This window comes from Sporosarcina sp. FSL K6-1540, assembly GCF_038620285.1.
Taxonomy (GTDB): domain Bacteria; phylum Bacillota; class Bacilli; order Bacillales_A; family Planococcaceae; genus Sporosarcina; species Sporosarcina psychrophila.
Genome location: NZ_CP152018.1, coordinates 4,259,895 through 4,283,585, shown reverse-complemented (window position 1 = coordinate 4,283,585; position 23,691 = coordinate 4,259,895). Strand labels below are relative to the sequence as shown.

Below are 23,691 nucleotides of genomic sequence, written 5' to 3'. Positions count from 1 at the left end.
GTTAGACTAGATTAGTCTTCCTCATAGGATATAGAACTTGTAAAATTGTATGAAACGAAGTGTAAGCCGATTTATGGTATATTACTATATAAAAAGAATGGATGTGAGACAATGTTTTTAGCTTGGAATGAAATTAAAAAGAATAAATTGCGATTTACATTAATCATAGGAATATTAATGCTCGTTTCATATTTAGTATTCTTTCTATCAGGTCTCGCAAATGGCTTGGAAAATATGAATCGAGAATCCGTCGACAAATGGGAAGCGACATCAATCATTTTGACTGAGGAATCAGACAAAAGTATGAATCAATCATCTCTTAAACTGGCTGATGTGGATAATATCGATACAAAGGAAATTGCTGTAATTGGTCAAATAAATGCTATCGCAGGAAATGGAGATCAGAAGAGCAACGTCTCTATTTTCGGGATAAATAAAGATGAATTCATAATGCCAAAGGTTACGGAAGGAGAAGTATTTGCAGGCAGTAACGAAGTGGTCGCGAGTGATGCATTAAAGGAAGACGGATTTAAAGTAGGCGATGAATTGCAACTATCTTCCTCCGATGAAGTTTTAACAATTGTCGGATTCACAGACAAAGCGCGATTTAATGCAGCTCCAGTACTTTATAGTGACCTTACCACTTTCCAACGGGTCAAGTTTGGAGAAGCGGCTGAGGCGAATAAGGAAAGCATAAATGGAATTGTTGTCCGAACTGGGGATACTTCAGGTCTCATTCGGGATGATTCACTCGAAGCTATTGAGATTGAAACTTTCATACGGAGTTTACCTGGTTATACAGAACAGAATTTGACGTTGAATTTCATGATCTATTTCTTGTTTGTTATTTCGGCGGTCATCGTAGCAATTTTCTTGTACGTATTGACAGTCCAGAAGATAAGTATGTTTGGTGTTATGAAAGCACAAGGCATCTCGAATAGGTATCTGTCTCGCTCAGTCGTTGCACAGACATTCCTATTGTCGGCAATTGGTGTAGCCATAGGTTTTGGATTCGCGTTAATTACGGGAGCATTTTTACCAAGTGCGGTGCCTGTTGCATTTGACCTTGTAAGTATGCTCATCTATGGACTGATTCTGATTGCCGTTGCGATATTGGGCGCATTGTTCTCGGTCCTTACAATTGTGCGAATCGATCCATTGAAAGCGATAGGAGGATAAATGATGGCAGTTTTAGAATTAATTCAAGTGAAAAAAACATTTGGCAGCGGTCATAAACAAGTTGAAGCAATGAAGGCAACTGACTTCATTGCAGAAAGAGGAGAACTTATCGCAATTATCGGTCCTTCAGGTTCGGGCAAAAGCACATTCCTTACGATTGTGGGCGGGCTTCTTACGCCTACTTCAGGAGATGTAATAATTAACGATAAGAATCTTGCGGATTTAAATGAAAAGGAACGGTCAAAAATTCGGCTGAAGGAAATTGGATTCATTTTACAGGCGTCTAATCTTGTCCCATTCCTAACTGTCGCAAATCAATTAAAACTGTTGGATCAAGTGAAAAAAGACAATATGACAAAAAAACAACTCGAAGAACTCTATGAAGACTTGGGAATTGGCGACTTGCGTTCTAAATATCCAGCTGATTTGTCCGGTGGTGAACGTCAGCGAGTGGCAATTGCCAAAGCACTTTATAGTAATCCATCTATTATTTTAGCTGATGAACCAACGGCTTCCCTAGACTCAGATCGTGCCTATGAAGTGATGGAACTGTTGAAAAATGAAACTAAGAATAAGAACACTACGACTATTGTGGTCACGCATGATACACGTTTAGTTGGCTATTGTGACAAGGTATATAACATGACGGATGGTGTTTTGATCTTAGATGATGAAAATAGATAGCCTAAGTGTTGATGGGAATGTTAAAATGATAGTCGTTGTGAAGGGGGGAATTCGGATGGGGAAAAAGGTTTGGCACTTCATTAATTCAGGGAAATGCCGCGCTTCGTTCAACATGGCGCTCGACGAAGCATTGCTGGAATGGCATAGTAAAGGGGAAATTGGTCCAGTGCTTCGATTTTATGAATGGGAGCCGGCGACACTGTCGATTGGTTATTTTCAAAGTGTTGAAAAAGAAATAAATTTGGATGAAGTGAAAAAACATGGGCTTGGTTTCGTCAGGCGACCTACTGGAGGAAGAGGCGTTCTCCATGAACATGAACTTACATACAGCGTAATTGTCAGTGAAAGTTATCCGAATATGCCTGAAACGGTTACGGAAGCATACCGCGTTATTTCGGGTGGTGTGCTTGAAGGGTTCCGTAATCTTGGGCTGGATGCAACATTTTCAGTGCCCCAAACGGCGCAACAGAGCGATGATTTAAAAAAACCAAAAAGCGCCGTGTGTTTTGATGCGCCTAGTTGGTATGAACTTGTTGTTGAAGGAAAGAAAGTGGCTGGCAGTGCGCAGACGAGACAGAAAGGTGTCATTTTGCAGCACGGTGCGATACTTCTAAGTCTGGATGTTGATAAGCTCGTTTCCCTTTTTACATTCAAGTCAGAAGTGCAGCGTGAACAAATGCGTACAAGCTTGCCTGAGAAAGCGGTAGCGATCGATAGATTGGTTGACCGTCCAGTGACGGTTAGCGAATGTGCGGACGCGTTTTCAAAAGGATTTGAATTAGCGCTCGATATGGAACTGGAACCTATGGAATTAACAGAGCAACAGCTCCAATATGTCTTCGAAATTGAACGTACTAAATATGCAAATGACGACTGGACATTTAAGAAATAATACCTAATTAAATGAAAAAGCGGAAGTAGCCATAATTGGCAGCTTCCGCTTTTCTTAAGTTACAGGAACAGTTTCTGTTTCTGTTTCAGAATCGCTCTTCGTTACAACTTCCATAGCCACAGCGCCATGCTCTTCAATCTCTAACAATCTTTCGAATGAAGCAATTGCAACTTCTACTTGCTTGTCATCCGGATCTTTTGTCGTCAATAACTGAAGCCACAATCCAGGATAACCTAAATATTTCAGTACTGGAACGTTACGAAGTGAGTTTGTTAATTGTAAAACCTCGAAAGAAATACCAAGCACAACCGGAATAAGAAGAATCCGGTTCACAATGCGTAACCAAAATGGGTCGGTCGGCACGAGGAAGTAGACAAACATCCCAACAATTACAGTGAATAGCATGAAACTACTGCCGCAACGGAAATGAAGTCTTGACTGTGCCTGAACATTTTCGACTGTCATGGGCAATTTGTTTTCATAAGCGTTGATTACTTTATGCTCAGCCCCGTGATATTGGAATACCCGTTTAATAAGGGGAGTCATCGAGATGAGGGAAACATACGTCAGTAACAAAATAAGTTTGAACAAACTTTCAAGTAAAATTTGGGCAGTTTTCCCGGGAGCAACAAACTGCAATGCTTGTGCAAGAAAAACTGGGATAAGTGTGAAAACAAATTTCCCGAAAAGCAGAGATAATACTCCGACCGCAGCGACACCAAGAACCATCGCTAATTTTGAAGTCTCTTCTTCCTTTTCTATTTCTTCTCCCGGCATTACATCGTACCGTTCGCTTGAAAATGTTAAATGCCGCGATCCGACGCCAGCGGATTCGATTAATGCAACTATCCCCCGAACAAATGGGATTTTTTTCAGTTTCATCCGGACACTATTCTTTTCTTTAGGCAGATGGAAGTAATCGATTGTATCGTCCTTCCGTCTAATTGCCGCCACAGTATGATTTTTACCGCCGAACATTACCCCTTCGACAAGTGCTTGTCCCCCGTAAGCGGGAGGTTGTTGTTCTTTTCCCATACATTTACCCACGCTTTCTTTTATATCAACTAAATCCTATAATTCATTATACTAAAAAACAGCCATACACTCCACAATGATGTTTAAAATGTTCTGAACCTCCCGACACTTTGTATAGGAGGGATTTTCATGATTAATAAAACATTAATATGGACCGCGCTAATTGGCGCCTTTTTCACCACAATAGCACTTAAATTTTTGCAGTCATTTAATTTTATAAGCTGGTCGCCTGTTGGCTGGGCAAAAAAGTGGCAGTTGTTCGCTTCGGCACATTTCACAATTAAATGGGCTTTGCTTTTTGTAGCGCTAGTATTGTTATATATTATTGTTTATTTTGCGGTTTCATTCACAACGTCAATTCCTCCATCTATTACTGCCTTAATCATCGGAATTATCGTTGTTTTTGCAGTCGAATGGACGATTGGCTCACCGAAAACGCCTTTAGAAGCTATAAAATCCATATCACTCCCATATTTTGCCGTTATGGCTATAGTTTTCAGGTTTATTACTGGTACGGCCGTTTTTATGAAGAAACTTTCGGATGAAAGTGTAAAATGAGTTGCTACAAAAGAACGATATGATAAAATGGGATAGACAACGGTGAGGGGAATGGTGTGGCGATGAAGTTACTAATTCTGAACGGACCCAATCTTAACAGGCTCGGAAAGAGAGAGCCGGGTATTTATGGCGCAGAAACATTGGAAGACGTTGAACGTAAATTAGACAAAGTGGCTTTGTTACATGGTGTTGAACTATCATTCTTCCAATCTAACTGGGAGGGTGCTTTAATCGACCGAATCCATGAAGCAGAAGACGCTGGCTTGGATGGTATTGTCTTCAATCCAGGTGCGTTTACGCATTATAGTATCGCTCTGCGTGATGCTGTCGCGTCTGTTGATGTACCTGTCATCGAAATCCATATTTCGAACATACATAGCCGTGAACCGTTCAGAGAGACATCCGTTATTGCGCCAGTCTGTATCGGCCAGTTAGCCGGATTCGGCACGGACGGATATGAACTCGCCTTCCACGCTTTCCTTCTCCGGGGAAAAGGGGTATGAAACTGTGAAATTGACAAAACTACGTGAACTGTTAACAGAAAATGGCATTGATGCACTACTCGTTACGAACTCGTACAACCGTCGTTATATGACTGGCTTCACGGGGACAGCAGGACTTGCTCTTATCTCGTCTGACGATGCAGTGTTCATTACAGATTTCCGTTATACTGAACAGGCGGAACGAGAAATCAATGGCTTCCGTATCGTTCAGCATACGACTACCATCATTGAAGAAGTGGCCGAGCAAGCGAAAAACATGAAGCTTCGGACAATCGGTTTCGAAAAAGATGATATGTCATTTGGTCTTTACGAATTATATAATGGAAAAGTCGAAGCGGAGCTAAAACCTGTTTCGGGACTCGTCGAAAAACTGCGTATGGTGAAAACAGAAGATGAGCTAGCTATTTTGAAAAAAGCAGCTAAAATTGCAGATGATGCATTCACGCATATTTGTAAATTTATCAAGCCGGGCGTGACGGAATTAGAAGTCTCAAATGAACTTGAGTTTGCGATGCGTAAACAAGGGGCAACTTCATCTTCCTTCTCAATTATCGTGGCATCTGGTTTACGCGGAGCACTTCCACACGGAGTTGCAACGGACAAAGTAATCGAATCAGGAGATCTTGTTACGCTCGATTTCGGCGCATTGTATGAAGGGTATATTTCTGACATTACGCGTACTGTCGCTGTCGGTGAACCTTCTGATAAACTGAAAGAGATTTACGCAGTGACTCTTGCAGCACAAGAACTTGCTTTAAAAGAGATTAAACCGGGTATGACCGGAATAGAAGCGGATGCAATTGCACGCGATTACATCAAATCTAAAGGCTACGGTGAAGCATTTGGTCATTCAACGGGACATGGTATCGGTCTTGAAGTACACGAAGGACCGGCATTATCTTTCCGTTCTGGAACGGTACTTGAGCCAAATATGGTTGTCACAGTTGAGCCAGGTATCTATCTGCCTGGAATCGGCGGTGTCCGTATCGAGGACGATATCATTATGACGCAAAATGGTAACGAACGTTTAACACATTCAACAAAAGAACTACTTATCTTATAATCTATTATCAATTGGAGGAATCATCTTGATTTCAGTAAACGACTTTAAAACAGGATTAACAATCGAATTTGACGGGGATATTTGGCGCGTAATGGATTTCCAACACGTTAAACCAGGTAAAGGCGCGGCGTTCGTTCGTTCGAAACTGCGCAACTTACGTTCAGGCAACGTCAATGAAAAAACGTTCCGTGCTGGAGAAAAAGTTGCGAAAGCACAAATTGATAACCGCCGCATGCAATATTTGTATGCAAATGGAGACGAGCATGTCTTTATGGATAACGAATCGTACGAACAGATTGAACTTCCAGAGAAGCAGATTGAAGACGAATTGAAGTTCCTAAAAGAAAATATGGAAGTTCATGTTATCTTGTTTAAAGATGAAGTACTTGGTGTTGAACTACCTGTAACAGTTGTTCTTGAAGTTGCAGAAACTGAGCCGGGTATTAAAGGCGATACAGCAAGCGGTGGTTCTAAACCAGCTAAAATGGAAACTGGCGTTGTTGTACAAGTGCCATTCTTCGTTAACATCGGAGATAAACTTATCATCAATACAGTGGAATCTGAATACGTTTCTCGCGCATAAGGAAGAATCGTTCTTTTTGCCAACTTACTTTGTTAAAACTAAAAAAACACCTTGCGTTCCTAATTGGGATGCAAGGTGTTTTTTGCATATGACAGGTCCACTGCACATAGGATAGTGTAATGGGGGGAATACCGGATGGAACTAAATGATTTGCTACGCGTTGCCGGTATCGGATTAGTCATCGGTTTTCTGCATATCTTTTTCGAACAAACTGGCAGGAAAGAGTTTTCCTTTTTTCTTTTTTTCATCGCTTATATCTATATCACTGCTGAAATGCTCCGCTTCCTGAAGATTTTCTTCACTGAAATCACGGAGTTTTTCCAGTGGTTGTCGATGTCAGTCTGATGTTAACCTTAATTCAGTTAATTGTTGTCTTCCTTATTCTCCTCCTCATTTCATTTACTGTACCTAAACTGCAGCCAATTTTGTATGCATCTATTTTTTTCTATTTTCTCTTCCACCTGCTTAATACAATCGTCTTTCCGTTCGGGAAATATTTTGTCGCTTTGTTTGAACCATTACCAGATCCATTTGCAAAATTATTAATCGGCAGTGCCATTCTGTTTTATGTCTCTGAGCTCATCGCAAAACATATCGAAGAGGCAGGATACGGCTCACTTGCCGCAGTAGCTCATTTCGCTGTAAAAATTGTCATACTGACTTTGTGGATGCAGCAGACGTCCGCATTAATCGAAATCCTTTCAAAACTCATTACAAAATGAACAGGCGGGGCATCCATGATTTCTTTTTTAGAATCGATACTCGGAACCGTATTGTCAAGCTTTGTCATTATCATCATTGCAACTTTTATGGCATTGTTGGTAGATTTTTTGTTCCCATCGTTTGCAAAATGGACGAGGATGATTTTGATATTTATTGTTGTAACGGTTGTATTGCAACCCGCATTTGAACATCTAACTCTCATTCGTGATATTGCAAACTCGATATCGATGATGTTCATTTCTATTTATCCGATATTGACTGCCAGCATGGTTGCTGCGGGTGGAGCATTCAGTATGCTGAACTTTCAGCCTGCAATGCTGTTATTTGCAAATGGTGCAATTGTCCTCACGGAGAAAGTACTGATACCACTTTTAACAGCTGCACTTATCTTAGATCTTGTATCTAGGATACTACCGGCCGTTCCGTTTACTAAAATGGCAGATTTAATTCGGACGACCCTTCTGGGAACGGTTTCGGCCGTCGTTGCAGCTTACTCCATTTTTATAACCGTGGGAGGCACGATGACTTGGGCGCTCACTGGGCTAGCGAGCGAACCTATTAAAGAGCTGATACGTCAAAACGTCCCCCTTATTGGTTCATTTATGACCGAAAGCATGGGAACGATGGGTCGCTATTCGTCGGGGGCGAGTGTTTTCGCTGGAGGTTGGCTTATATCGGCAATTTGGACTGTTGCACTCATTCCATCGTTTAAAACACTCCTTACCGCGTTTTTCTACAGATGGACCGCAGCACTCATTGAACCATTTGCGAATGAAGATATCACTGGAATTTTGGACGATATTGGTAGAACGTTATTTGTGTTATGTGCTGTTTCTTTTTTAATAGCTTTTGCGTTTATCTATACTGCACTTTTTTCAATAATCCTTGTGAAGTTGATTACTACGATGAAATGAGGCGTGGAATGGAGTCTTTTTTAATAGGTGTTCTTCTTATCACCCTTTTGGCTTCAACAATTCTGTTGTTATTTCCAAATGAAACAGAAGAAAATTTCCTGCCAATTGTTAAACTCGCTATGGGCATTTGGATGATTCAATCATTCTTCAAGATTTTTGGTCATAGCCTTCTATGAAACTGCATAAAATGATTCATTGATGACAGGTCGTACAAGCGGCACAATGAGTGGAAATGGTGATAATATGCACAAACCAACAAGGAAAACCCATACGATCCTCCTCGGGACGATTGTTCTCCTGGTCATCATTTTCATCAATTCTAGTCTTGGGGTCATCGGGGGGGAGAAGGGAAAGAGGGAGGAGAGCGGGGAATTTGCAGCACTACAAGAGGCGCTGATGAAAATTGAAGGGATCGGGGAAATTTCGTTATATTTCCATTATGAAAATAGGGAGTCTACTAATCAGCTAACCGATTACTTTTCAACGTCCACTGCATCGGCTAAAAAGGGAAGTGAGCTACAAGGCGTTCTTGTCGTTGCGGAAGGTGCGGAAGACTTCAAAATTCAAAACGAACTATCGAAGATCCTGTCAACCGTCCTCCAGCTGCCCGAACATCGAATTGTCATCGCTAAAATGAATAATAGGGGGAACACTAATGAGAACGAATAAAAGAACAGTATGGTTTTTAACATTGCTCAGTCTAGTTGCAGTCATTTCCATCTATTACATCAAGGAAAAATCACCAATGCCGTTCGATGGGATCAACATTTTTAAAGACTCAGAAAGCGCTGTACAACTGGTCGAAAACTCGAATGATGCAGAAAAAACACAACCAGTCTTCGCAGAAGCAGTTGTGTTCGAAGAAATGCGAATGCAGATCCGTGATGAACGAAGCAAAATTGGGGAGCAATTGTTGTCTAAAATATTAACGTCTGATACAGCCGAAGAAAAAAACAAGGTGTACGAAGAGATGGGTCAGCTGACTAAACGCGAATCGGCTGAGGCGCTAATGGAATTACAAATTAAAGCAATGGGATATCCTGAAGCATTTGTCTACAATGAAGACGGTGCAGTGAAAATTACTGTCCTTTCCAACGAAGGCCATTCATCTAAAATGGCGGAAGAGATTACTCATTACGTCATGACGAGCTGGAAAGACGCAAAAGCAGTGAATATTACTTTTACTGGTGACATGGAATGAATATGGAAAATGAAGGCCCTAAATAGGGTCTTTTTTTTATTATATAGGAGATAATAAAATCTCGTACTGTGGAGAAGTTGTAACGTAGAGATTTTACGTCTAGACTCCAGCGCCTATCCCTTGGGCCACACGACGTGGGTCATGCAGCTATTGCAACAGGATGTCGCGGAATTAAACTGCCTTCCTCTGTCACTTTAGGCCTTTGCCTACAGACCTTCCGGCTGAGACTGAACTTCATCCCTCCTACATATCGGAGCTAAACATACGCCTATGCTTTTGTTCTTTAACAGCAAACTTTAATGTAAATAACCATTATCTATTTCAATATGGGACGAAAACAGCTAAAATAGTTAAAGAACATAATTATAATGGAGTCAGGAGAATCGATCATGCTAAAAATTCAAGAAATCCGTGAAATTATTAAACTAATTGATCAATCTTCAATTGAAAAATTCACTTATGAATCAGATGGTGCAAAACTCGTATTAAAAAAAGGTAGTGCGGCACAAGCTGCAGTAGCTACAACAGTTGTCGAACAAGAACAATCTGTTCAACAGGGAGTGTCTGCTGAGCAAGTTCAGAGAACAGAAGAAGTAATTGCTCCTCAACAGGTAACACCAGTTGTACCCGTTGTTGAAGTACAAGTGGAAGATCCATCGCTGCACAAAATTACATCACCGATGGTTGGAACATTCTATTCAGCATCGTCCCCTGATGTACCAGCTTATGTACAAAAAGGTGATAGCGTGAAATCGGAAGCTATCGTGTGCATCGTAGAAGCAATGAAGCTATTCAATGAAATTGAAGCGGAAGTTTCAGGGGAAATCGTTGAGATTCTCGTAAAAGACGGTCAGCTCGTTGAATACGGACAACCTCTCTTCCTTGTAAGAGCTAATTAAGGAGGAATGAAAAATGAAGAAGGTTTTAATAGCTAATCGCGGTGAAATTGCCGTACGTATTATCAGGGCTTGTAAAGAACTTGGTATGAAAACAGTCGCGGTTTATTCAGAAGCTGATCAGGAAGCTCTTCATGTCGAATTAGCAGATGAAGCTTATTGCGTCGGTCCAAAATTATCTAAAGACAGCTACCTAAATTTTTCAAATATCATCAGTGTTGCAAAACTAACTGGTTGCGATGGAATTCATCCGGGATATGGTTTCCTAGCGGAAAATGCGAGTTTCGCCGAACTATGTGAAGAGGTTAACATTGAATTTATTGGACCTACTGCGGACAATATTTCACGGATGGGTACGAAAGACGTAGCACGTGAAACAATGCGAGAAGCAGGTGTGCCAATTGTTCCAGGTTCTACTGGAATCGTTGCTGATGAACAAGATGGTCTCCGAATCGCTGAAGAAATCGGTTTTCCAGTTATCATCAAAGCTACAGCAGGCGGCGGTGGTAAAGGTATTCGTGTTGCAAGGGATGCTGAAGAGTTAATCAATGGAATCAAAATCACTCAAAAAGAGGCTGCTGCTGCATTCGGCAATCCTGGCGTCTACATTGAGAAGTTTATTGAAGTGTTCCGCCATATCGAAGTTCAAATACTTGCTGATAAATATGGTAATACAATTCATTTAGGAGAACGTGATTGTTCGATTCAGCGCAGAATGCAAAAGCTTGTTGAAGAAGGGCCATCACCAGCTCTGACACCTGAACTGAGATTAGCAGTAGGCGACGCGGCGGTCAAAGCGGCAGAAGCTGTCAATTACGAGGGTGCTGGAACAGTTGAATTCATTTTCGATCATATCAATCAAAAATTCTACTTCATGGAAATGAATACGCGAATCCAAGTAGAACACACGATTACAGAGATGATTACAGGAATTGATTTGGTTCAACAGCAACTGAAAATTGCGTCAGGTGAAAAACTTGCCTATCGCCAAGAAGATATTAAAATCAATGGTTGGTCAATCGAATGCCGCATCAACGCAGAAAATCCGTCGAAAAACTTTATGCCTTCACCGGGGAAAGTAACTATGTACATGCCTCCAGGCGGCTTTGGTGTTCGGGTAGATTCTGCCATGTATACGGGCTATTCAATCCCGCCGTTTTACGATTCGATGGTTGCGAAACTAATTGTTCATGCAGATACAAGGGAAGAAGCGGTAGCTAGGATGAAACGTGCACTTGATGAATTTATCATTGAGGGTGTCGAAACAACTATCCCGTTCCACTTGAAGCTTATGGATAATGAAGTCTTCAAATCAGGAGATTTCGATACGAAATTTCTTGAAAGATACACGATTATGAACTGAAAGGGAGGGGACTTGGAATGACTGATAAAACAATTCCAACATTCGTCGGGATGGCTCCGGCGGGGGATGGTGAGCTCGGACGTGTCCAGCTTGCTCCCGAAGTTCTTGAAGTGATTATCGGAATTGCGACGACGGAAGTAAAAGGCGTCGCGAATACAAGAGGAAACTTTGCCACTGGAGTTGCGGAAAAGTTCGGTAAAGTGAACCATGGGAAAGGGGTCAAAACGGAATGGTCTGAAGAGGGTCTGACGATTGACGTATATTGCGTTGTCGAATACGGCTATTCTGTACCTGCCATTGCCGTGGATATCCAAAAGCAAATTCGTCATGCAATTTTCCACATGACTTCCCTTGAAACGAAAGAAGTCAATGTCCATATTACAGGGATCCAGTTTGAGGCTGGAGCGGAAACGGAATGATCTGAAAAGCATCGTCCAGCCGGATGATGCTTTTCAACTTGTCTTACTGTATCCGGCAACCTGTTTATGCTATGATAATGCCCTAGAGATATGGTAGTGGAGGAGAATAAGAAGATGAAACGAAGAGAAGCACGTGAAAAAGCAGTACAAACCCTTTTTCAACTTGATAATACAGAATTGAGTGTAGATGAAGCAATTAACTACATTGTTGAAGAACCAGCAAATCGTTTTTATGAACAGCTTGTACGGGGAACTGTGCAAAATAAAGAAGCAATAGATGAGGTCCTCACAGGAAAACTGGAACACTGGTCATTGGACCGACTTCCGAAAATTGAGCGGACTGTTTTGAGAATCGCAGTTTATGAATTGCTGTTCAATGAGGAAGTACCACATAGAGTGGTCTTGAATGAGGCAATCGAGCTATGTAAAATATTCGGCGATGAAAAATCAGGCCGTTTTGTGAACGGTGTACTATCCAAGTTTGAAGAAAAATAATTGAAACCATTTGGAGGAATCATGATGACTGGAAAACTGATTGATGGAAAAGTAATCGGGCAAGAGATCAGAGACGAAATCAAGGAAAGAGTAACTGCTTTGAAAGAGCACGGTTGTCAGCCGGGGCTTGCGGTCGTTCTGGTTGGTGAGAATCAGGCTTCCCGTACATATGTTAGGAACAAGCAGAAATCAAGTTCGGAAGTGGGCATGAAATCGGAACTGATTGAACTTCCAGTCACAGTATCCGAAAAGGAGTTACTCAATCATGTCACACGGCTGAATAATGATGATTCAATTCATGGTATTCTGGTTCAGCTTCCATTACCCGACCATATTGACGAAAACCTAGTCATCAGTGCAATTGACCCGACAAAAGATGTAGATGGATTCCATCCTGAAAATGTTGGGAAAATGATTATTGGTCAAAAAGCATTTCTATCATGCACGCCATACGGTATCATCAAACTCCTCGAACGAACAGATACTGAAATCAGCGGTAAGCATGCTGTTATCGTTGGACGCAGTAACATTGTCGGAAAACCGATGGGTCAATTGCTTTTACAGCGCGATGCGACAGTCACATACTGTCATTCTAAAACCAAGGATTTAGCTTCATTTACGAAACAGGCTGATATTCTCATTGTCGCAATAGGCAAGACAAAGTTCATCACAGATGAGCACATTAAAGAAGGCGCTGTCGTTATAGATGTTGGTATGAACCGCGATGAAAATGGTAAATTATGCGGAGACGTCGATTTCGAATCGGCAAAAACGAAAGCTTCAGCTATTACACCGGTTCCAGGTGGGGTAGGTCCGATGACAATTACGATGTTACTGAAAAACACACTTCATAGTGCAGAACAGGCTTCTGCAGAGGGAAGATGTTCACAACAACTATAAAAAACCGGACGGACGCTGTTTTTCATTGAAAAGACAGCGTTTCTATACGTCAAGAAACGGGAGGCGGGACTGTTGGCCGGACACCCACACTTGTCTGTACAAGCATTAACGAAATACATTAAACGGAAGTTCGATGCAGATCCCCATTTACGTAATGTATTTGTTAAAGGGGAACTGTCGAACGTTAAAAGTCATCCGAGCGGACATATATACTTCACCTTGAAAGATGAAAAAAGTAGGATACAGTCAGCGATGTTCCGTTCTAGCGCATCAAGTCTTAAATTCAAGCCTGAAAATGGCATGAACGTACTGATTACAGGCGATGTAACAGTTTTTGAAACGAGCGGAAACTATCAATTATATGTCCAATCAATGCAACCTGATGGTATCGGTGCGCTTTATCTCGCGTTTGAACAATTGAAAGAGAGTCTGGGGAAAGAAGGATTGTTCGATGCGCGTTGGAAAAAACCGCTACCTTTGTTTCCAACTAAAATCGGTGTAGTTACGGCGCAATCTGGTGCCGCAATTCAAGATATCTGTTCAACAATTGAAAGACGTTATCCACTTGCAGAAATCATTTTGTTTCCTGCGATTGTTCAGGGACCGCAAGCCGCACCTTCCATTGTCAAATCAATCGAACAGGCAGATACATATGGTTCCATCGATGTTCTCATCGTTGGACGCGGCGGGGGTTCTATAGAAGACCTATGGGCGTTCAATGAAGAGTCGGTAGCACGAGCAATCTTTTCTTGCCGACTTCCGGTTATCAGCGCTGTCGGGCATGAAACCGACACGACAATTGCCGATTTTGTCTCGGACAGAAGGGCACCTACTCCGACAGCAGCAGCTGAAATGGCCGTTCCTGCACGTGACGAGTTGTTTGAAAGGCTATTGGACCGGAAACGTGCTATTTATAATTCACTTTCCAATCAGATAAAAAATGAACGCAAACATCTTATAAGCTTACAAACATCCTATCCACTTCAATTTCCAGAGCGTCTTTATCGTCCGTTCACTGATAGATTGATTGGACTTGAGGGCAGACTCTTACGAAGCGGACAAGATATTACAGGCCACCGGCTATCCCAATACCAAAGGTTAAATAGTATGCTGTCCACTTTCTCACCTGAACAGCGAATCAAAGAAGGTCACAGGAATATAGTGGCACTCACGGAACGTTTGACTAGGGGAGTTCATCAAGACGTTCGCATACAAAGTGATCGTTTCCATGCATCTGTTCGTATGCTAAAGGCACTTAACCCACTTACTATTATGGAGCGCGGCTATTCGATTGTTTATCAGAACAACGAAGTTGCTAATTCTACCAAATCGCTTGAGGTTGGTGGAAACATTCAAATACGCTTGCAAGATGGAACCGTAGAAGCGATGGTCCAAAAGATTACATTGCATGAAGGGGAGGAAATTTAATTGGGAAAAGAGCCAATCCGCTTTGAAGAAGCGATGCTTAACTTAGAGGAAGTTGTCCAAAAGCTTGAAACAGGGGACGTACCACTTGAGGATGCAATTACACTTTACAAAAAAGGGATGGAACTATCCGCTTATTGCCACGGGAAATTACAGGATGCTGAAAAACAACTCATTTCCATTATCGACAAAGATGGCAATAAGGCAGAATTCGATCCTGCGAAAGGTTCTGAGTCGAATGCATAATGAATTACAACAATTTATAACAAAAAAATTACCTATTATCAATGCCAAATTGAATAGCTTGCTTGCGGCTACGAATGTATCTGAAACATTGAAATCCTCGATGGCCTATTCAATCAATGCCGGTGGAAAAAGGATCCGACCTCTCCTCGTTCTAGCCACGCTCGAAGATCTTGGCGTGGAATCTGAAGATGCATTGACGGTAGCTTGTGCTGCTGAATTACTGCACACGTATTCCCTCATTCACGACGATTTGCCATGTATGGATGATGATAATTTTAGGCGCGGTAAACCGACGAACCATATCGTGTATGGGGAAGGGGTTGCTGTACTTGCAGGAGATGCTCTACAGACGCTGGCATTTGGAAGTTTAACTCACTTATCAGATACATCCGCACAAGACACTATTCGAATCATCCGTTTACTATCGGACGCTTCTGGAGCGACAGGAATGGTCGGCGGACAAATGCTTGATATTGAAGGCGAGACAAAAAGCGTGTCTTTATCGGAGCTTGAAACAATACATGTAAATAAAACAGGGGCTTTATTGTCATTTTGTATTGGTGCTGGTGCCATATTAGCCGGTTTAGATGAAGAAAAGTCTGCAAAGTTGAAAGACTTTGCTTACCATATTGGACTCGCATTTCAAATACAGGACGATATTTTAGATATCACGTCTACGACTGAAGAACTTGGAAAGACTGCAGGAAGCGATGCGTTAAGTGAGAAGTCCACGTACCCATCACTGCTTGGTCTAGAGGGTGCAATGGCACGTCTGGCAGAACATCACCAATCCGCAAGAGAATCTCTTGCTTTTTTGGAAGCGGAGCATCCGCTTCTAGGGTTATTCGCGGATTATATCGTCGAACGAGAGTCGTAAAGCGAACTAAATTGTTGTGCTGATCGTCCTTATTGATATAATGTATGCAGTTCAGAATTATCCGTGGCAATTAATATGTGAAGGTGTGTGATAATGATGGAACTCACAGAAATTACTAATCCATCTTTTATTAAAAAACTCAATAGGGATCAGATGGTGGAATTAGCAGAAGAAATTCGGAAATTTCTTATTGGAAAGTTATCAGTTACTGGTGGTCATATAGGGCCTAATCTTGGAGTAGTTGAATTGACAATTGCTTTGCATCGTCATTTTGATAGTCCTGATGATAAAATCATTTGGGATGTCGGCCACCAGGCATATGTCCATAAAATTTTAACAGGTCGTGCTGGTGATTTCGATACGCTTAGGCAATTCAAAGGCTTATGCGGATTCCCCAAAATGATTGAAAGCGATCATGACGTCTGGGAAACAGGTCACAGTTCTACCTCTCTTTCGGCGGCTATGGGAATGGCGGCTGCACGAGATGTCAAGGGAGATTCGAACTATGTAATACCGGTCATCGGAGACGGTGCGCTAACAGGTGGTATGGCACTTGAAGCACTTAATCATATCGGTCATGCAAAAACCAACATGATTGTCATTTTGAATGACAATGAGATGTCAATTGCTCCAAATGTCGGTGCGCTTCATGCAGTCCTTGGAAAGTTAAGAACTGCCGGTAAATATAATAGTGCAAAAGATGAACTTGAATATATATTGAAAAAAATTCCGGCGGTTGGCGGTAAACTTGCTGCTGCTGCGGAGCGTGTGAAAGATAGTTTGAAATATCTTCTCGTTTCGGGTGTCTTTTTCGAAGAACTTGGCTTCACATATCTTGGACCAATCGACGGGCATGATTTCAATGATCTTGAACGCAATATTCAATACGCCAAGAAAATGGATGGACCTGTTTTGCTTCATGTTATTACGAAAAAAGGCAAGGGATATAGCCCGGCCGAAGACGATAAAATCGGTACATGGCATGGCACAGGACCTTATAAAATCGAGACAGGTGATTTCGTCAAATCTTCTTCAGTGGCACCTTCATGGAGTGGACTTGTTGCAGGTACGGTTCAAAAACTTGCTCGAGTTGATAGACGTATCGTCGCAATAACGCCGGCAATGCCTGTCGGTTCGAAATTAGAATCATTTGCAGCGGAATTCCCGGATCGATTCTTTGATGTCGGTATTGCTGAACAGCATGCAACGACGATGGCAGCAGGTCTTGCGACGCAAGGGATGAAACCGTTCTTAGCAATTTATTCGACATTTATGCAACGAGCTTACGATCAGATGCTTCATGATATCTCTAGACAAAACCTAAACGTCTTTATCGGTATTGACCGTGCTGGGCTGGTTGGCGCAGACGGTGAAACGCATCAGGGCGTCTTCGATATTGCATTCTTAAGGCATATGCCGAATCTGGTTATTATGATGCCGAAAGATGAAAACGAAGGTCAGCATATGGTGAAAACGGCTATAGATTATGATGAAGGACCTATAGTAATGCGTTATCCAAGAGGAAATGGACTCGGTGTAACTATGGATGAAACATTACGTCCAATCCCGATTGGCTCATGGGAAGTACTACGTGAAGGCCATGATGGCGTCATCTTGACATTTGGAACAACAATTCCGATGGCATTGGAAGCCGCCAACATATTATTTGCTAAAGGGATTCATGTAAAAGTCATAAATGCAAGATTCATCAAGCCACTTGATACGGCAATGTTAGATACAATTTTTGCAACAGGAATGCCGATTATAACAGTTGAAGAGGCGGTTCTCGCTGGCGGTTTCGGCAGTGCTGTACTTGAATATGCACATGACACACTTCAGAACGTTGCCCCAATTAGACGGATGGGCATTCCAGATCAGTTCATTGAACATGGGAATGTTGACGAACTACTTGCAGAAATCGGTATGACTGCAGGTCATCTAGTTGAGAATATGGAATCATTTATTAAAATGCAAGCAGTGGAAAGGGAACAAGTATGACAAATCGTATACCGAAAGAGCGGGTAGATGTCCTTCTGGTCGCGCGTGGTCTCTTTGAAACAAGGGAACAAGCAAAGCGCTCCATTATGGCGGGCATCATCTTTACCGCTGAAACAAGGCTCGATAAACCAGGCGAAAAAATTTTTGCGGATGCACCTCTTGTAGTCAAAGGTTCGAAACTGAAGTATGTCAGTCGGGGTGGCCTGAAGCTCGAAAAAGCGCTTGAGCAGTTTGATGCTGACGTTAACGGCAAAATTGTGTTGGATATCGGGTCGTCAACGGGCGGTTTCACAGATTGTGCCCTTCAAAATGGCGCGTCACATTGCTACGCGCTTGATGTTGGGTACAATCAGCTGGCATGGAAAATACGTCAGGATCCGCGCGTAACTGTAATGGAAAGAACAAACTTTAGACACGCTACACCAGAACTTTTCACCGAGGGCATACCTCAATTTGCAACAATAGACGTATCCTTCATCTCATTGACGCTTATCCTACCTGCTTTAAAACGCATTCTTGCAGACGGTGGCGACGTCATGGTCCTTGTAAAGCCTCAATTTGAGGCTGGAAAAGGAAAAGTAGGGAAAAAAGGTGTTGTCCGGGAAAAATCCATTCATCTTGAAGTTTTAAGAAAAATCGCTGATGCATCTATACAAGAAGGTTTCAGTCTTCGCGGAATTTCATATTCTCCTGTCACTGGCGGGGAAGGGAATATTGAGTTTCTATTCCACCTGACTTCGGAAGATCATGCTTTGACATCATTTGACGATGTTTCATTCGACAATCTTGTCGAAGAAGCGTACAAGGAACTGCAATAGCACGCATTAATTTGCGTGCTATTCTTGTTGGATGAAATAATGGGTGGTACAGTATGAAGTAAGATATTATTAAGGTATGGGAGTGATTAGTATGAATAAAGGGCATAGGCAAATTCGTATTCGTGATATTATCTCGAATTTTGAAATAGAAACACAAGATCAGCTCGTAGATAGCCTAAAAGCAGCGGGAGTGGACGTGACACAAGCGACCGTTTCACGTGATATAAAAGAAATGCATCTTATTAAGGTCCCTTTGTCTGATGGTAGCTATAAATACAGTTTGCCACCCGTACATAAGTACAATACAGAACAAAAACTTCACCGAATGCTAACTGATGCATTTGTCAGTATTGATGCAGCAGGTCATTTTATTGTTTTGAAAACGCTTCCTGGCAATGCACAAGCTGTCGGTTCTTTAATGGATCATCTCGGATGGGATGAAATTCTTGGAACGATTTGTGGCGATGATACGAGTTTGATTATTTGTCGTGATGAATCACTGACAGGAGTAGTGAAAGAAAAACTGTTGGCGATGCTCTGAAAGAGGTGAAAGCAATTGTTACGTGAAATCTCCATAAAAAACTTTGCAATCATTGAAAACCTTGAAATAACATTTGATGAAGGCCTAACCGTATTAACTGGAGAAACAGGCGCGGGAAAATCTATTATTATCGATGCTGTCCAACTACTTGCGGGTGGAAGAGGATCACAGGAATTTATCCGTCATGGAGCAACAAAAGCCGAACTGGAAGGGCTTTTCACTATTGAAGAAGAATCGCATCCTATTATTGCACAATTAGCTGAATTTGGTATTGATGCACAGGATGGCGTCGTTATATTGCGGCGCGATTTGAATTCAAATGGGAAAACGGTTTGCCGTGTCAATGGAAAGCTTGTGACGATCGCAATTTTGAGAGAAATTGGTTCACAGTTGATTGACATACATGGTCAACACGAAAATCAGGAATTAATGCATGAAAGAAGTCATATTCATTTACTCGATCATTTTGCGGGTGAAAAACTAGAGCATGCCTATGAAAACTATTTCGAGCTGTATGAAAGCTATCGAAAACTGAAACGGAAGCTTGAGAAGGCAGACGATAATGAGCAACAAGTTGCACAACGTATCGATTTGTATTCATTCCAGCTAAAAGAGATTAATGCAGCTGGACTCGTTATTGGTGAAGAGGACCAACTCGAAGCAGAAAAACAAAAGCTTCAAAACTTCAATCGCTTATTTGAGCGATTGAATACCGCATATGTGTCAATCAGTGGAGATACACATGCGCTTGACTGGGTCGGTTCTGCGATGAGTGATATGGAGGATGCAGCGTCGGTCGATAAAAGCTTGAAACTGCATGCTGAAACGATTGCAACAAGTTTCTATGCCTTACAAGATACTGCACACGAGCTCAAAAGTATACTTGATGATATGGAATTTGATCCTGCAAGACTCGAAGTAGTTGAAGAGCGCCTAGCACTCCACATCTCCTTGAAAAGGAAGTATGGCAAAACGATTGAAGACATTCTTTTGTATCGTGATAAAATCACAGAGGAACTTGAAAACTTAGTAAGTAGGGATGAACGTCTTTTTGCCGAGCAGGAAAAACTTGCGCAACTTCTCCAAGATCTTGAAATCGAAGCAGAAGAGTTATCAATTATCCGCCAAAATTCGTCTATCCAATTAGAAAATGCAATTATGGAACAACTGGAGCAACTTCATATGGGAAAAGCTTCTTTTAAAGTGGAAATTACTCGAAAAGCAGCAGGTACTTTCGATTCAAATGGATATGACGATGTGAACTTCTTGATCTCGACAAACGTTGGGGAACCGTTGAAACCACTTGTAAAAGTAGCGTCGGGCGGTGAAATTTCCCGTATAATGTTAGCGATAAAGACAATATTCTCTAAACATCAAGGAGTTACTTCACTTATTTTTGACGAAGTGGATACGGGTGTAAGCGGAAGAGTTGCACAAGCAATTGCGGAAAAAATAGCAATAATTGCAACAGATTCTCAGGTGCTTTGTATTTCTCATTTACCGCAAGTCGCCGCAATGGCGGATCACCATTACCTCATTAAAAAAAATGTAATAAGTGATAGGACGATGACGGAAATTCATGATGTCATCGAATCAGACAGGACAGAAGAATTGTCCAGGATGTTGTCTGGAGCTGAAACTACGCCATTAACATTAAAGCATGCGGAAGAGTTGTTGAAATTGGCCACGGAACGTAAGAAATCGTTTAGATAATCACTTAACGTGCATACTACATTATGCACGTTTTTTTATTTTTTTACTCATCGGTTACAAAATGCAATGAAATTAATGTACGTTCCACTTTTGCTTTATTTACCCTTTCATAACATTCCCCTGAACGGACATACCAACAGTATCTTATTAAGGGAGGTGAAATATGGGATGGAGTAGACAGTTTAAGTTGGCCGTTTCGTTTTCTGTGCTTTTACTTGTCATGCCATTCACTACAAATGCAGCATTTGCTAAAGATGGAACGCTGATACCGATGGGACAATCGATTGGTATTAAAATGGATTTGTCGGGAGTCTACATCACAAATGATGTCATGATCAGTAAAGATAACTGGTTGAAGGCAGGTGATCTAATCGGACAATTAGACGATGTAGCAGTCAGTACCCTTCATGAGTACGAAAAAGTATCATCCTCAATGCGAGACAAAAAAGAAATCGTATTGCACGTCATCAGAAACGAGGAAAGCAGTCAAATCCTAGCAGATGGCGAAGCGATGAAACGTCTCCTTCCATTCCTGAAAGATCGAACAGAAGGGACAGGTACCTTGACGTATGTCGATCCGGACAAAGGGACATACGGAGCGCTCGGTCATCAGATCATCGACAGTGCACTGAAATCACCACCTTCGTTTAAAACAGGAGCGATTTATCTTTCAGAAATCGATCAAATTAAAAAAAGCGTGCCCGGAATTCCAGGTTATAAAATTTCAACGATTGTCGATGATGATGATTTTTTAGGGACGATTCGAATAAACGGTCTTTATGGCATCTTCGGGTCGTGGAACAGCGACTATAAGGAAGTGTTAACCGAACCTTTAACGATTATGCAGCCAGCAGAAGTAAAAGAAGGCGCTGCTGAAATTTACACAACGATTAAAGGGACAAAAGTTGAATCCTTTTCAATTCGAATTATAGAAGTAGAACAAGACCAGTTCCATTTCGTTTTAACAGATCCCGAATTGCTCAAAGCAACCGGAGGAATTTTACAAGGGATGAGTGGAAGTCCCGTTATCCAAAACGGGCAATTTGCAGGCGCGGTAACGCATATGTTTGTCGATGATCCTAAAAAAGGTGCAGCCCTATTTTTGGAGAAAATGCGTAGTGGGGAAAATTAATAAAAGGGCCAACTCGTATAATGAGTTGGCCCTTTTGTCCTGTCGTGTTAAGCTTAGCGAGAACGATTCGACAAATGTTGAGAAAAGAATAGAATTAGTCGAAGTTTAGGGAAACCATATGTCAGAAGTTTCATTTTTGCTAAATAAAAGAGGGTTACTCCACTATTCGTCGAAATTTCCCTTGTGTAGTTAAGAGAATGTTGCTAATGTTTAGGGAAAGAAGTCGTCATAAACGTACAAGGGGGAAATGGGAATGGATAAACTGAAAGTCGCGATTGCTGACGATAACAAGGAATTAGTGAGGACTATGATGACATATTTTGAAAGACATCCTGAAATCGAAGTCATTTGGACGGCGCATAACGGAAAAGTATGTCTGTCGATGTTGGAAGAAAAAAAGCCAGATGTCTTATTACTTGATATCATCATGCCACATCTTGATGGAATTGCGGTTTTGGAAACGTTGAGTGGAAATGCACAAACTGCCGATGTGCATATAATTATGTTGACGGCATTTGGGCAGGAAGATGTAATGACACAAGCGGCGAGTCTAGGGGCTTCCTATTTCATGCTTAAACCGTTTGAATTCGACCGACTTGCAAACCAGATATTCCAAGTAGCAGGAACAAGAAAACCGATAGTTCCCATAGCTCAAGCTAGCGGAGAGTATGCGCCAGGAACAGTAAGCCAAAAAGTGCTAGATACTACAATTACAGCAATTATTAAAGAGATTGGTGTACCCGCTCATATTAAAGGCTATGCGTTCATTCGTGAAGCGATTCAAATGGTTTATACGGACGTCGATTTGCTTGGTTCAGTGACGAAAGTACTTTATCCGGAGATCGCAAAAAAATACAATACGACAGCATCCCGTGTAGAGCGTGCAATTCGCCACGCAATCGAAGTCGCATGGAACCGTGGAAATTACGATGTCATTTCCAAAATGTTTGGCTACACTGTGCACCATTTGAAAAGCAAGCCCACGAATTCTGAATTCATCGCGATGATCGCAGATAAAATTCGTCTTGAGCATATGGCGAGCTAATCGTTGCTATGAAAGCGTTTTATGTTATTTGAAACAGTGAATTGGCACTTTTATTATTATTAAACCGGTCATCATTCCTATGAAATTTACGTAATCTTTGCAACAAATTACCGAACCGTACGTGCCCGTAGTGTAGCACATATTTCTGCGGAATCGAAAATTGACCTATCGGCGTAAATGCGGACAGGTCGATTTTTATGTTTACAGGCATTACGACGCTGTTCTGACGACTCTAATCGATTTTAGATACTTGTGGTTGATAGGTATCCTGAACTGCCATGACATCGAGTCACCTGGCTCCAGGATTCTTAAAAGGAGGAAAAGGTAAACGATCCAGTAAAAGGCGAAAACTTCGTAACCGAGATGATATTTCGCGAATTAGTGGAAGCAGTCGCAAAGAGGTTTGTGTTCCAAGTGTAAGAGATTGGCAAAAAACAACGTATTCTGACGTACTGGAACTTGGACAAAGTAACAGGTCCTTTGTATAG

28 protein-coding genes are annotated in these 23,691 nt (G+C 41.7%); 27 read left to right on the top strand and 1 reads right to left on the bottom strand.

Annotation, left to right across the window (positions count from 1 at the left end):
- The first annotated feature begins 111 nt into the window (after nt 1-111).
- From MKY15_RS20405 to MKY15_RS20395, 3 genes are read left to right on the top strand one after another with little or no spacing between them, the layout of a single operon-like run.
- Nucleotides 112-1,179 (top strand): ABC transporter permease, encoded by a 1,068-nt coding sequence (locus MKY15_RS20405; protein ID WP_187045003.1) that lies wholly within the window; start codon nt 112-114, stop codon nt 1,177-1,179.
- 3 nt (nt 1,180-1,182) lie between these two features.
- Nucleotides 1,183-1,863, top strand: a complete 681-nt coding sequence (locus MKY15_RS20400) for an ABC transporter ATP-binding protein (RefSeq protein WP_067209928.1) — start codon at nt 1,183-1,185, stop codon at nt 1,861-1,863.
- Nucleotides 1,864-1,918: 55 nt separating this feature from the next.
- On the top strand, nt 1,919-2,755 hold the full coding sequence (locus MKY15_RS20395) for a biotin/lipoate A/B protein ligase family protein (protein WP_067209926.1): 837 nt from the start codon (nt 1,919-1,921) through the stop codon (nt 2,753-2,755).
- A 54-nt stretch (nt 2,756-2,809) separates the two neighbouring features.
- Here the strand turns inward: MKY15_RS20395 and MKY15_RS20390 are convergent, their stop codons facing one another.
- Entirely contained in the window at nt 2,810-3,790 is a 981-nt protein-coding gene (locus MKY15_RS20390; RefSeq protein ID WP_338656455.1) for a DUF1385 domain-containing protein, read from the bottom strand.
- Nucleotides 3,791-3,919: 129 nt separating this feature from the next.
- Between MKY15_RS20390 and MKY15_RS20385 the strand changes: the two genes are divergently transcribed.
- The 24 genes from MKY15_RS20385 (at nt 3,920) to spo0A (ending at nt 23,203) form a co-directional block, all read left to right on the top strand.
- On the top strand, nt 3,920-4,348 hold the full coding sequence (locus MKY15_RS20385; protein ID WP_187045001.1) for a hypothetical protein: 429 nt from the start codon (nt 3,920-3,922) through the stop codon (nt 4,346-4,348).
- Nucleotides 4,349-4,410: 62 nt separating this feature from the next.
- Nucleotides 4,411-4,851: a type II 3-dehydroquinate dehydratase gene (gene aroQ, locus MKY15_RS20380; RefSeq protein ID WP_067209918.1), complete on the top strand. Its 441-nt coding sequence runs from the start codon at nt 4,411-4,413 to the stop codon at nt 4,849-4,851.
- Complete coding sequence (locus tag MKY15_RS20375) at nt 4,805-5,914, top strand: Xaa-Pro peptidase family protein (protein ID WP_342538416.1); 1,110 nt, start codon at nt 4,805-4,807, stop codon at nt 5,912-5,914. Before aroQ ends, MKY15_RS20375 begins: the two co-directional genes overlap by 47 nt.
- Before the next feature lie 25 nt (nt 5,915-5,939).
- Nucleotides 5,940-6,497, top strand: a complete 558-nt coding sequence (gene efp / locus MKY15_RS20370; protein WP_067209913.1) for an elongation factor P — start codon at nt 5,940-5,942, stop codon at nt 6,495-6,497.
- Between the two features lie 135 nt (nt 6,498-6,632).
- Nucleotides 6,633-6,842, top strand: a complete 210-nt coding sequence (locus tag MKY15_RS20365) for a SpoIIIAC/SpoIIIAD family protein (protein ID WP_067209912.1) — start codon at nt 6,633-6,635, stop codon at nt 6,840-6,842.
- Nucleotides 6,821-7,219 carry a SpoIIIAC/SpoIIIAD family protein gene (locus tag MKY15_RS20360; RefSeq protein ID WP_156476044.1) on the top strand — a complete coding sequence of 133 codons (399 nt, stop codon included), beginning with the start codon at nt 6,821-6,823 and terminating at the stop codon, nt 7,217-7,219. The genes MKY15_RS20365 and MKY15_RS20360 overlap by 22 nt, the downstream gene beginning before the upstream one ends.
- A gap of 15 nt (nt 7,220-7,234) precedes the next feature.
- Nucleotides 7,235-8,134, top strand: a complete 900-nt coding sequence (locus MKY15_RS20355; protein WP_187044999.1) for a stage III sporulation protein AE — start codon at nt 7,235-7,237, stop codon at nt 8,132-8,134.
- An 8-nt stretch (nt 8,135-8,142) separates the two neighbouring features.
- Nucleotides 8,143-8,310: a hypothetical protein gene (locus tag MKY15_RS20350; protein WP_156476043.1), complete on the top strand. Its 168-nt coding sequence runs from the start codon at nt 8,143-8,145 to the stop codon at nt 8,308-8,310.
- A gap of 22 nt (nt 8,311-8,332) precedes the next feature.
- Entirely contained in the window at nt 8,333-8,803 is a 471-nt protein-coding gene (locus MKY15_RS20345) for a hypothetical protein (protein WP_187044998.1), read from the top strand.
- A complete protein-coding gene (locus MKY15_RS20340) occupies nt 8,790-9,335 on the top strand; it encodes a SpoIIIAH-like family protein (RefSeq protein ID WP_067209902.1) in 546 nt (181 codons plus the stop codon). The genes MKY15_RS20345 and MKY15_RS20340 overlap by 14 nt, the downstream gene beginning before the upstream one ends.
- Before the next feature lie 389 nt (nt 9,336-9,724).
- The gene (gene accB / locus MKY15_RS20335; RefSeq protein WP_067209900.1) at nt 9,725-10,234 is read left to right on the top strand and encodes an acetyl-CoA carboxylase biotin carboxyl carrier protein; all 510 of its coding nucleotides are present in this window, start codon (nt 9,725-9,727) and stop codon (nt 10,232-10,234) included.
- Nucleotides 10,235-10,247: 13 nt separating this feature from the next.
- Nucleotides 10,248-11,594 carry an acetyl-CoA carboxylase biotin carboxylase subunit gene (gene accC / locus MKY15_RS20330; RefSeq protein WP_338656468.1) on the top strand — a complete coding sequence of 449 codons (1,347 nt, stop codon included), beginning with the start codon at nt 10,248-10,250 and terminating at the stop codon, nt 11,592-11,594.
- Between the two features lie 17 nt (nt 11,595-11,611).
- The gene (locus MKY15_RS20325; protein WP_067209894.1) at nt 11,612-12,013 is read left to right on the top strand and encodes an Asp23/Gls24 family envelope stress response protein; all 402 of its coding nucleotides are present in this window, start codon (nt 11,612-11,614) and stop codon (nt 12,011-12,013) included.
- A gap of 114 nt (nt 12,014-12,127) precedes the next feature.
- Nucleotides 12,128-12,508 (top strand): transcription antitermination factor NusB, encoded by a 381-nt coding sequence (gene nusB / locus MKY15_RS20320; RefSeq protein ID WP_067209891.1) that lies wholly within the window; start codon nt 12,128-12,130, stop codon nt 12,506-12,508.
- 24 nt (nt 12,509-12,532) lie between these two features.
- Nucleotides 12,533-13,408 (top strand): bifunctional methylenetetrahydrofolate dehydrogenase/methenyltetrahydrofolate cyclohydrolase FolD, encoded by an 876-nt coding sequence (gene folD, locus MKY15_RS20315; RefSeq protein WP_338656838.1) that lies wholly within the window; start codon nt 12,533-12,535, stop codon nt 13,406-13,408.
- A gap of 72 nt (nt 13,409-13,480) precedes the next feature.
- Complete coding sequence (xseA, locus tag MKY15_RS20310; protein WP_342538414.1) at nt 13,481-14,836, top strand: exodeoxyribonuclease VII large subunit; 1,356 nt, start codon at nt 13,481-13,483, stop codon at nt 14,834-14,836.
- 33 nt (nt 14,837-14,869) lie between these two features.
- Nucleotides 14,870-15,079, top strand: a complete 210-nt coding sequence (gene xseB / locus MKY15_RS20305) for an exodeoxyribonuclease VII small subunit (protein WP_067213961.1) — start codon at nt 14,870-14,872, stop codon at nt 15,077-15,079.
- Nucleotides 15,072-15,956 (top strand): polyprenyl synthetase family protein, encoded by an 885-nt coding sequence (locus tag MKY15_RS20300; protein ID WP_338656471.1) that lies wholly within the window; start codon nt 15,072-15,074, stop codon nt 15,954-15,956. The genes xseB and MKY15_RS20300 overlap by 8 nt, the downstream gene beginning before the upstream one ends.
- 96 nt (nt 15,957-16,052) lie before the next feature.
- Complete coding sequence (gene dxs / locus MKY15_RS20295) at nt 16,053-17,954, top strand: 1-deoxy-D-xylulose-5-phosphate synthase (RefSeq protein WP_067213960.1); 1,902 nt, start codon at nt 16,053-16,055, stop codon at nt 17,952-17,954.
- The gene (locus MKY15_RS20290) at nt 17,951-18,772 is read left to right on the top strand and encodes a TlyA family RNA methyltransferase (protein WP_067209882.1); all 822 of its coding nucleotides are present in this window, start codon (nt 17,951-17,953) and stop codon (nt 18,770-18,772) included. Before dxs ends, MKY15_RS20290 begins: the two co-directional genes overlap by 4 nt.
- A 91-nt stretch (nt 18,773-18,863) precedes the next feature.
- On the top strand, nt 18,864-19,313 hold the full coding sequence (argR, locus tag MKY15_RS20285) for a transcriptional regulator ArgR (protein ID WP_067209880.1): 450 nt from the start codon (nt 18,864-18,866) through the stop codon (nt 19,311-19,313).
- A 15-nt stretch (nt 19,314-19,328) separates the two neighbouring features.
- On the top strand, nt 19,329-21,026 hold the full coding sequence (gene recN, locus MKY15_RS20280; RefSeq protein WP_342538413.1) for a DNA repair protein RecN: 1,698 nt from the start codon (nt 19,329-19,331) through the stop codon (nt 21,024-21,026).
- A gap of 163 nt (nt 21,027-21,189) precedes the next feature.
- Nucleotides 21,190-22,158: a SpoIVB peptidase S55 domain-containing protein gene (locus tag MKY15_RS20275; protein ID WP_067209875.1), complete on the top strand. Its 969-nt coding sequence runs from the start codon at nt 21,190-21,192 to the stop codon at nt 22,156-22,158.
- Nucleotides 22,159-22,411: 253 nt separating this feature from the next.
- Complete coding sequence (gene spo0A / locus MKY15_RS20270) at nt 22,412-23,203, top strand: sporulation transcription factor Spo0A (RefSeq protein ID WP_067209873.1); 792 nt, start codon at nt 22,412-22,414, stop codon at nt 23,201-23,203.
- Nucleotides 23,204-23,691: the final 488 nt, after the last annotated feature.

Bases quoted from the DNA above. Each gene is read 5' to 3' on its own strand.
- MKY15_RS20405 (WP_187045003.1), top strand. From the start codon at position 112: ATGTTTTTAGCTTGGAATGAAATTAAAAAGAATAAATTGCGATTTACA.
- MKY15_RS20400 (WP_067209928.1), top strand. From the start codon at position 1,183: ATGGCAGTTTTAGAATTAATTCAAGTGAAAAAAACATTTGGCAGCGGT.
- MKY15_RS20395 (WP_067209926.1), top strand. From the start codon at position 1,919: ATGGGGAAAAAGGTTTGGCACTTCATTAATTCAGGGAAATGCCGCGCT.
- MKY15_RS20390 (WP_338656455.1), bottom strand. From the start codon at position 3,790: ATGGGAAAAGAACAACAACCTCCCGCTTACGGGGGACAAGCACTTGTC.
- MKY15_RS20385 (WP_187045001.1), top strand. From the start codon at position 3,920: ATGATTAATAAAACATTAATATGGACCGCGCTAATTGGCGCCTTTTTC.
- aroQ (WP_067209918.1), top strand. From the start codon at position 4,411: ATGAAGTTACTAATTCTGAACGGACCCAATCTTAACAGGCTCGGAAAG.
- MKY15_RS20375 (WP_342538416.1), top strand. From the start codon at position 4,805: ATGAACTCGCCTTCCACGCTTTCCTTCTCCGGGGAAAAGGGGTATGAA.
- MKY15_RS20365 (WP_067209912.1), top strand. From the start codon at position 6,633: ATGGAACTAAATGATTTGCTACGCGTTGCCGGTATCGGATTAGTCATC.
- MKY15_RS20355 (WP_187044999.1), top strand. From the start codon at position 7,235: ATGATTTCTTTTTTAGAATCGATACTCGGAACCGTATTGTCAAGCTTT.
- MKY15_RS20350 (WP_156476043.1), top strand. From the start codon at position 8,143: ATGGAGTCTTTTTTAATAGGTGTTCTTCTTATCACCCTTTTGGCTTCA.
- MKY15_RS20345 (WP_187044998.1), top strand. From the start codon at position 8,333: ATGACAGGTCGTACAAGCGGCACAATGAGTGGAAATGGTGATAATATG.
- MKY15_RS20340 (WP_067209902.1), top strand. From the start codon at position 8,790: ATGAGAACGAATAAAAGAACAGTATGGTTTTTAACATTGCTCAGTCTA.
- accB (WP_067209900.1), top strand. From the start codon at position 9,725: ATGCTAAAAATTCAAGAAATCCGTGAAATTATTAAACTAATTGATCAA.
- accC (WP_338656468.1), top strand. From the start codon at position 10,248: ATGAAGAAGGTTTTAATAGCTAATCGCGGTGAAATTGCCGTACGTATT.
- MKY15_RS20325 (WP_067209894.1), top strand. From the start codon at position 11,612: ATGACTGATAAAACAATTCCAACATTCGTCGGGATGGCTCCGGCGGGG.
- nusB (WP_067209891.1), top strand. From the start codon at position 12,128: ATGAAACGAAGAGAAGCACGTGAAAAAGCAGTACAAACCCTTTTTCAA.
- folD (WP_338656838.1), top strand. From the start codon at position 12,533: ATGACTGGAAAACTGATTGATGGAAAAGTAATCGGGCAAGAGATCAGA.
- xseB (WP_067213961.1), top strand. From the start codon at position 14,870: ATGCTTAACTTAGAGGAAGTTGTCCAAAAGCTTGAAACAGGGGACGTA.
- MKY15_RS20300 (WP_338656471.1), top strand. From the start codon at position 15,072: ATGCATAATGAATTACAACAATTTATAACAAAAAAATTACCTATTATC.
- dxs (WP_067213960.1), top strand. From the start codon at position 16,053: ATGGAACTCACAGAAATTACTAATCCATCTTTTATTAAAAAACTCAAT.
- MKY15_RS20290 (WP_067209882.1), top strand. From the start codon at position 17,951: ATGACAAATCGTATACCGAAAGAGCGGGTAGATGTCCTTCTGGTCGCG.
- argR (WP_067209880.1), top strand. From the start codon at position 18,864: ATGAATAAAGGGCATAGGCAAATTCGTATTCGTGATATTATCTCGAAT.
- MKY15_RS20275 (WP_067209875.1), top strand. From the start codon at position 21,190: ATGGGATGGAGTAGACAGTTTAAGTTGGCCGTTTCGTTTTCTGTGCTT.
- spo0A (WP_067209873.1), top strand. From the start codon at position 22,412: ATGGATAAACTGAAAGTCGCGATTGCTGACGATAACAAGGAATTAGTG.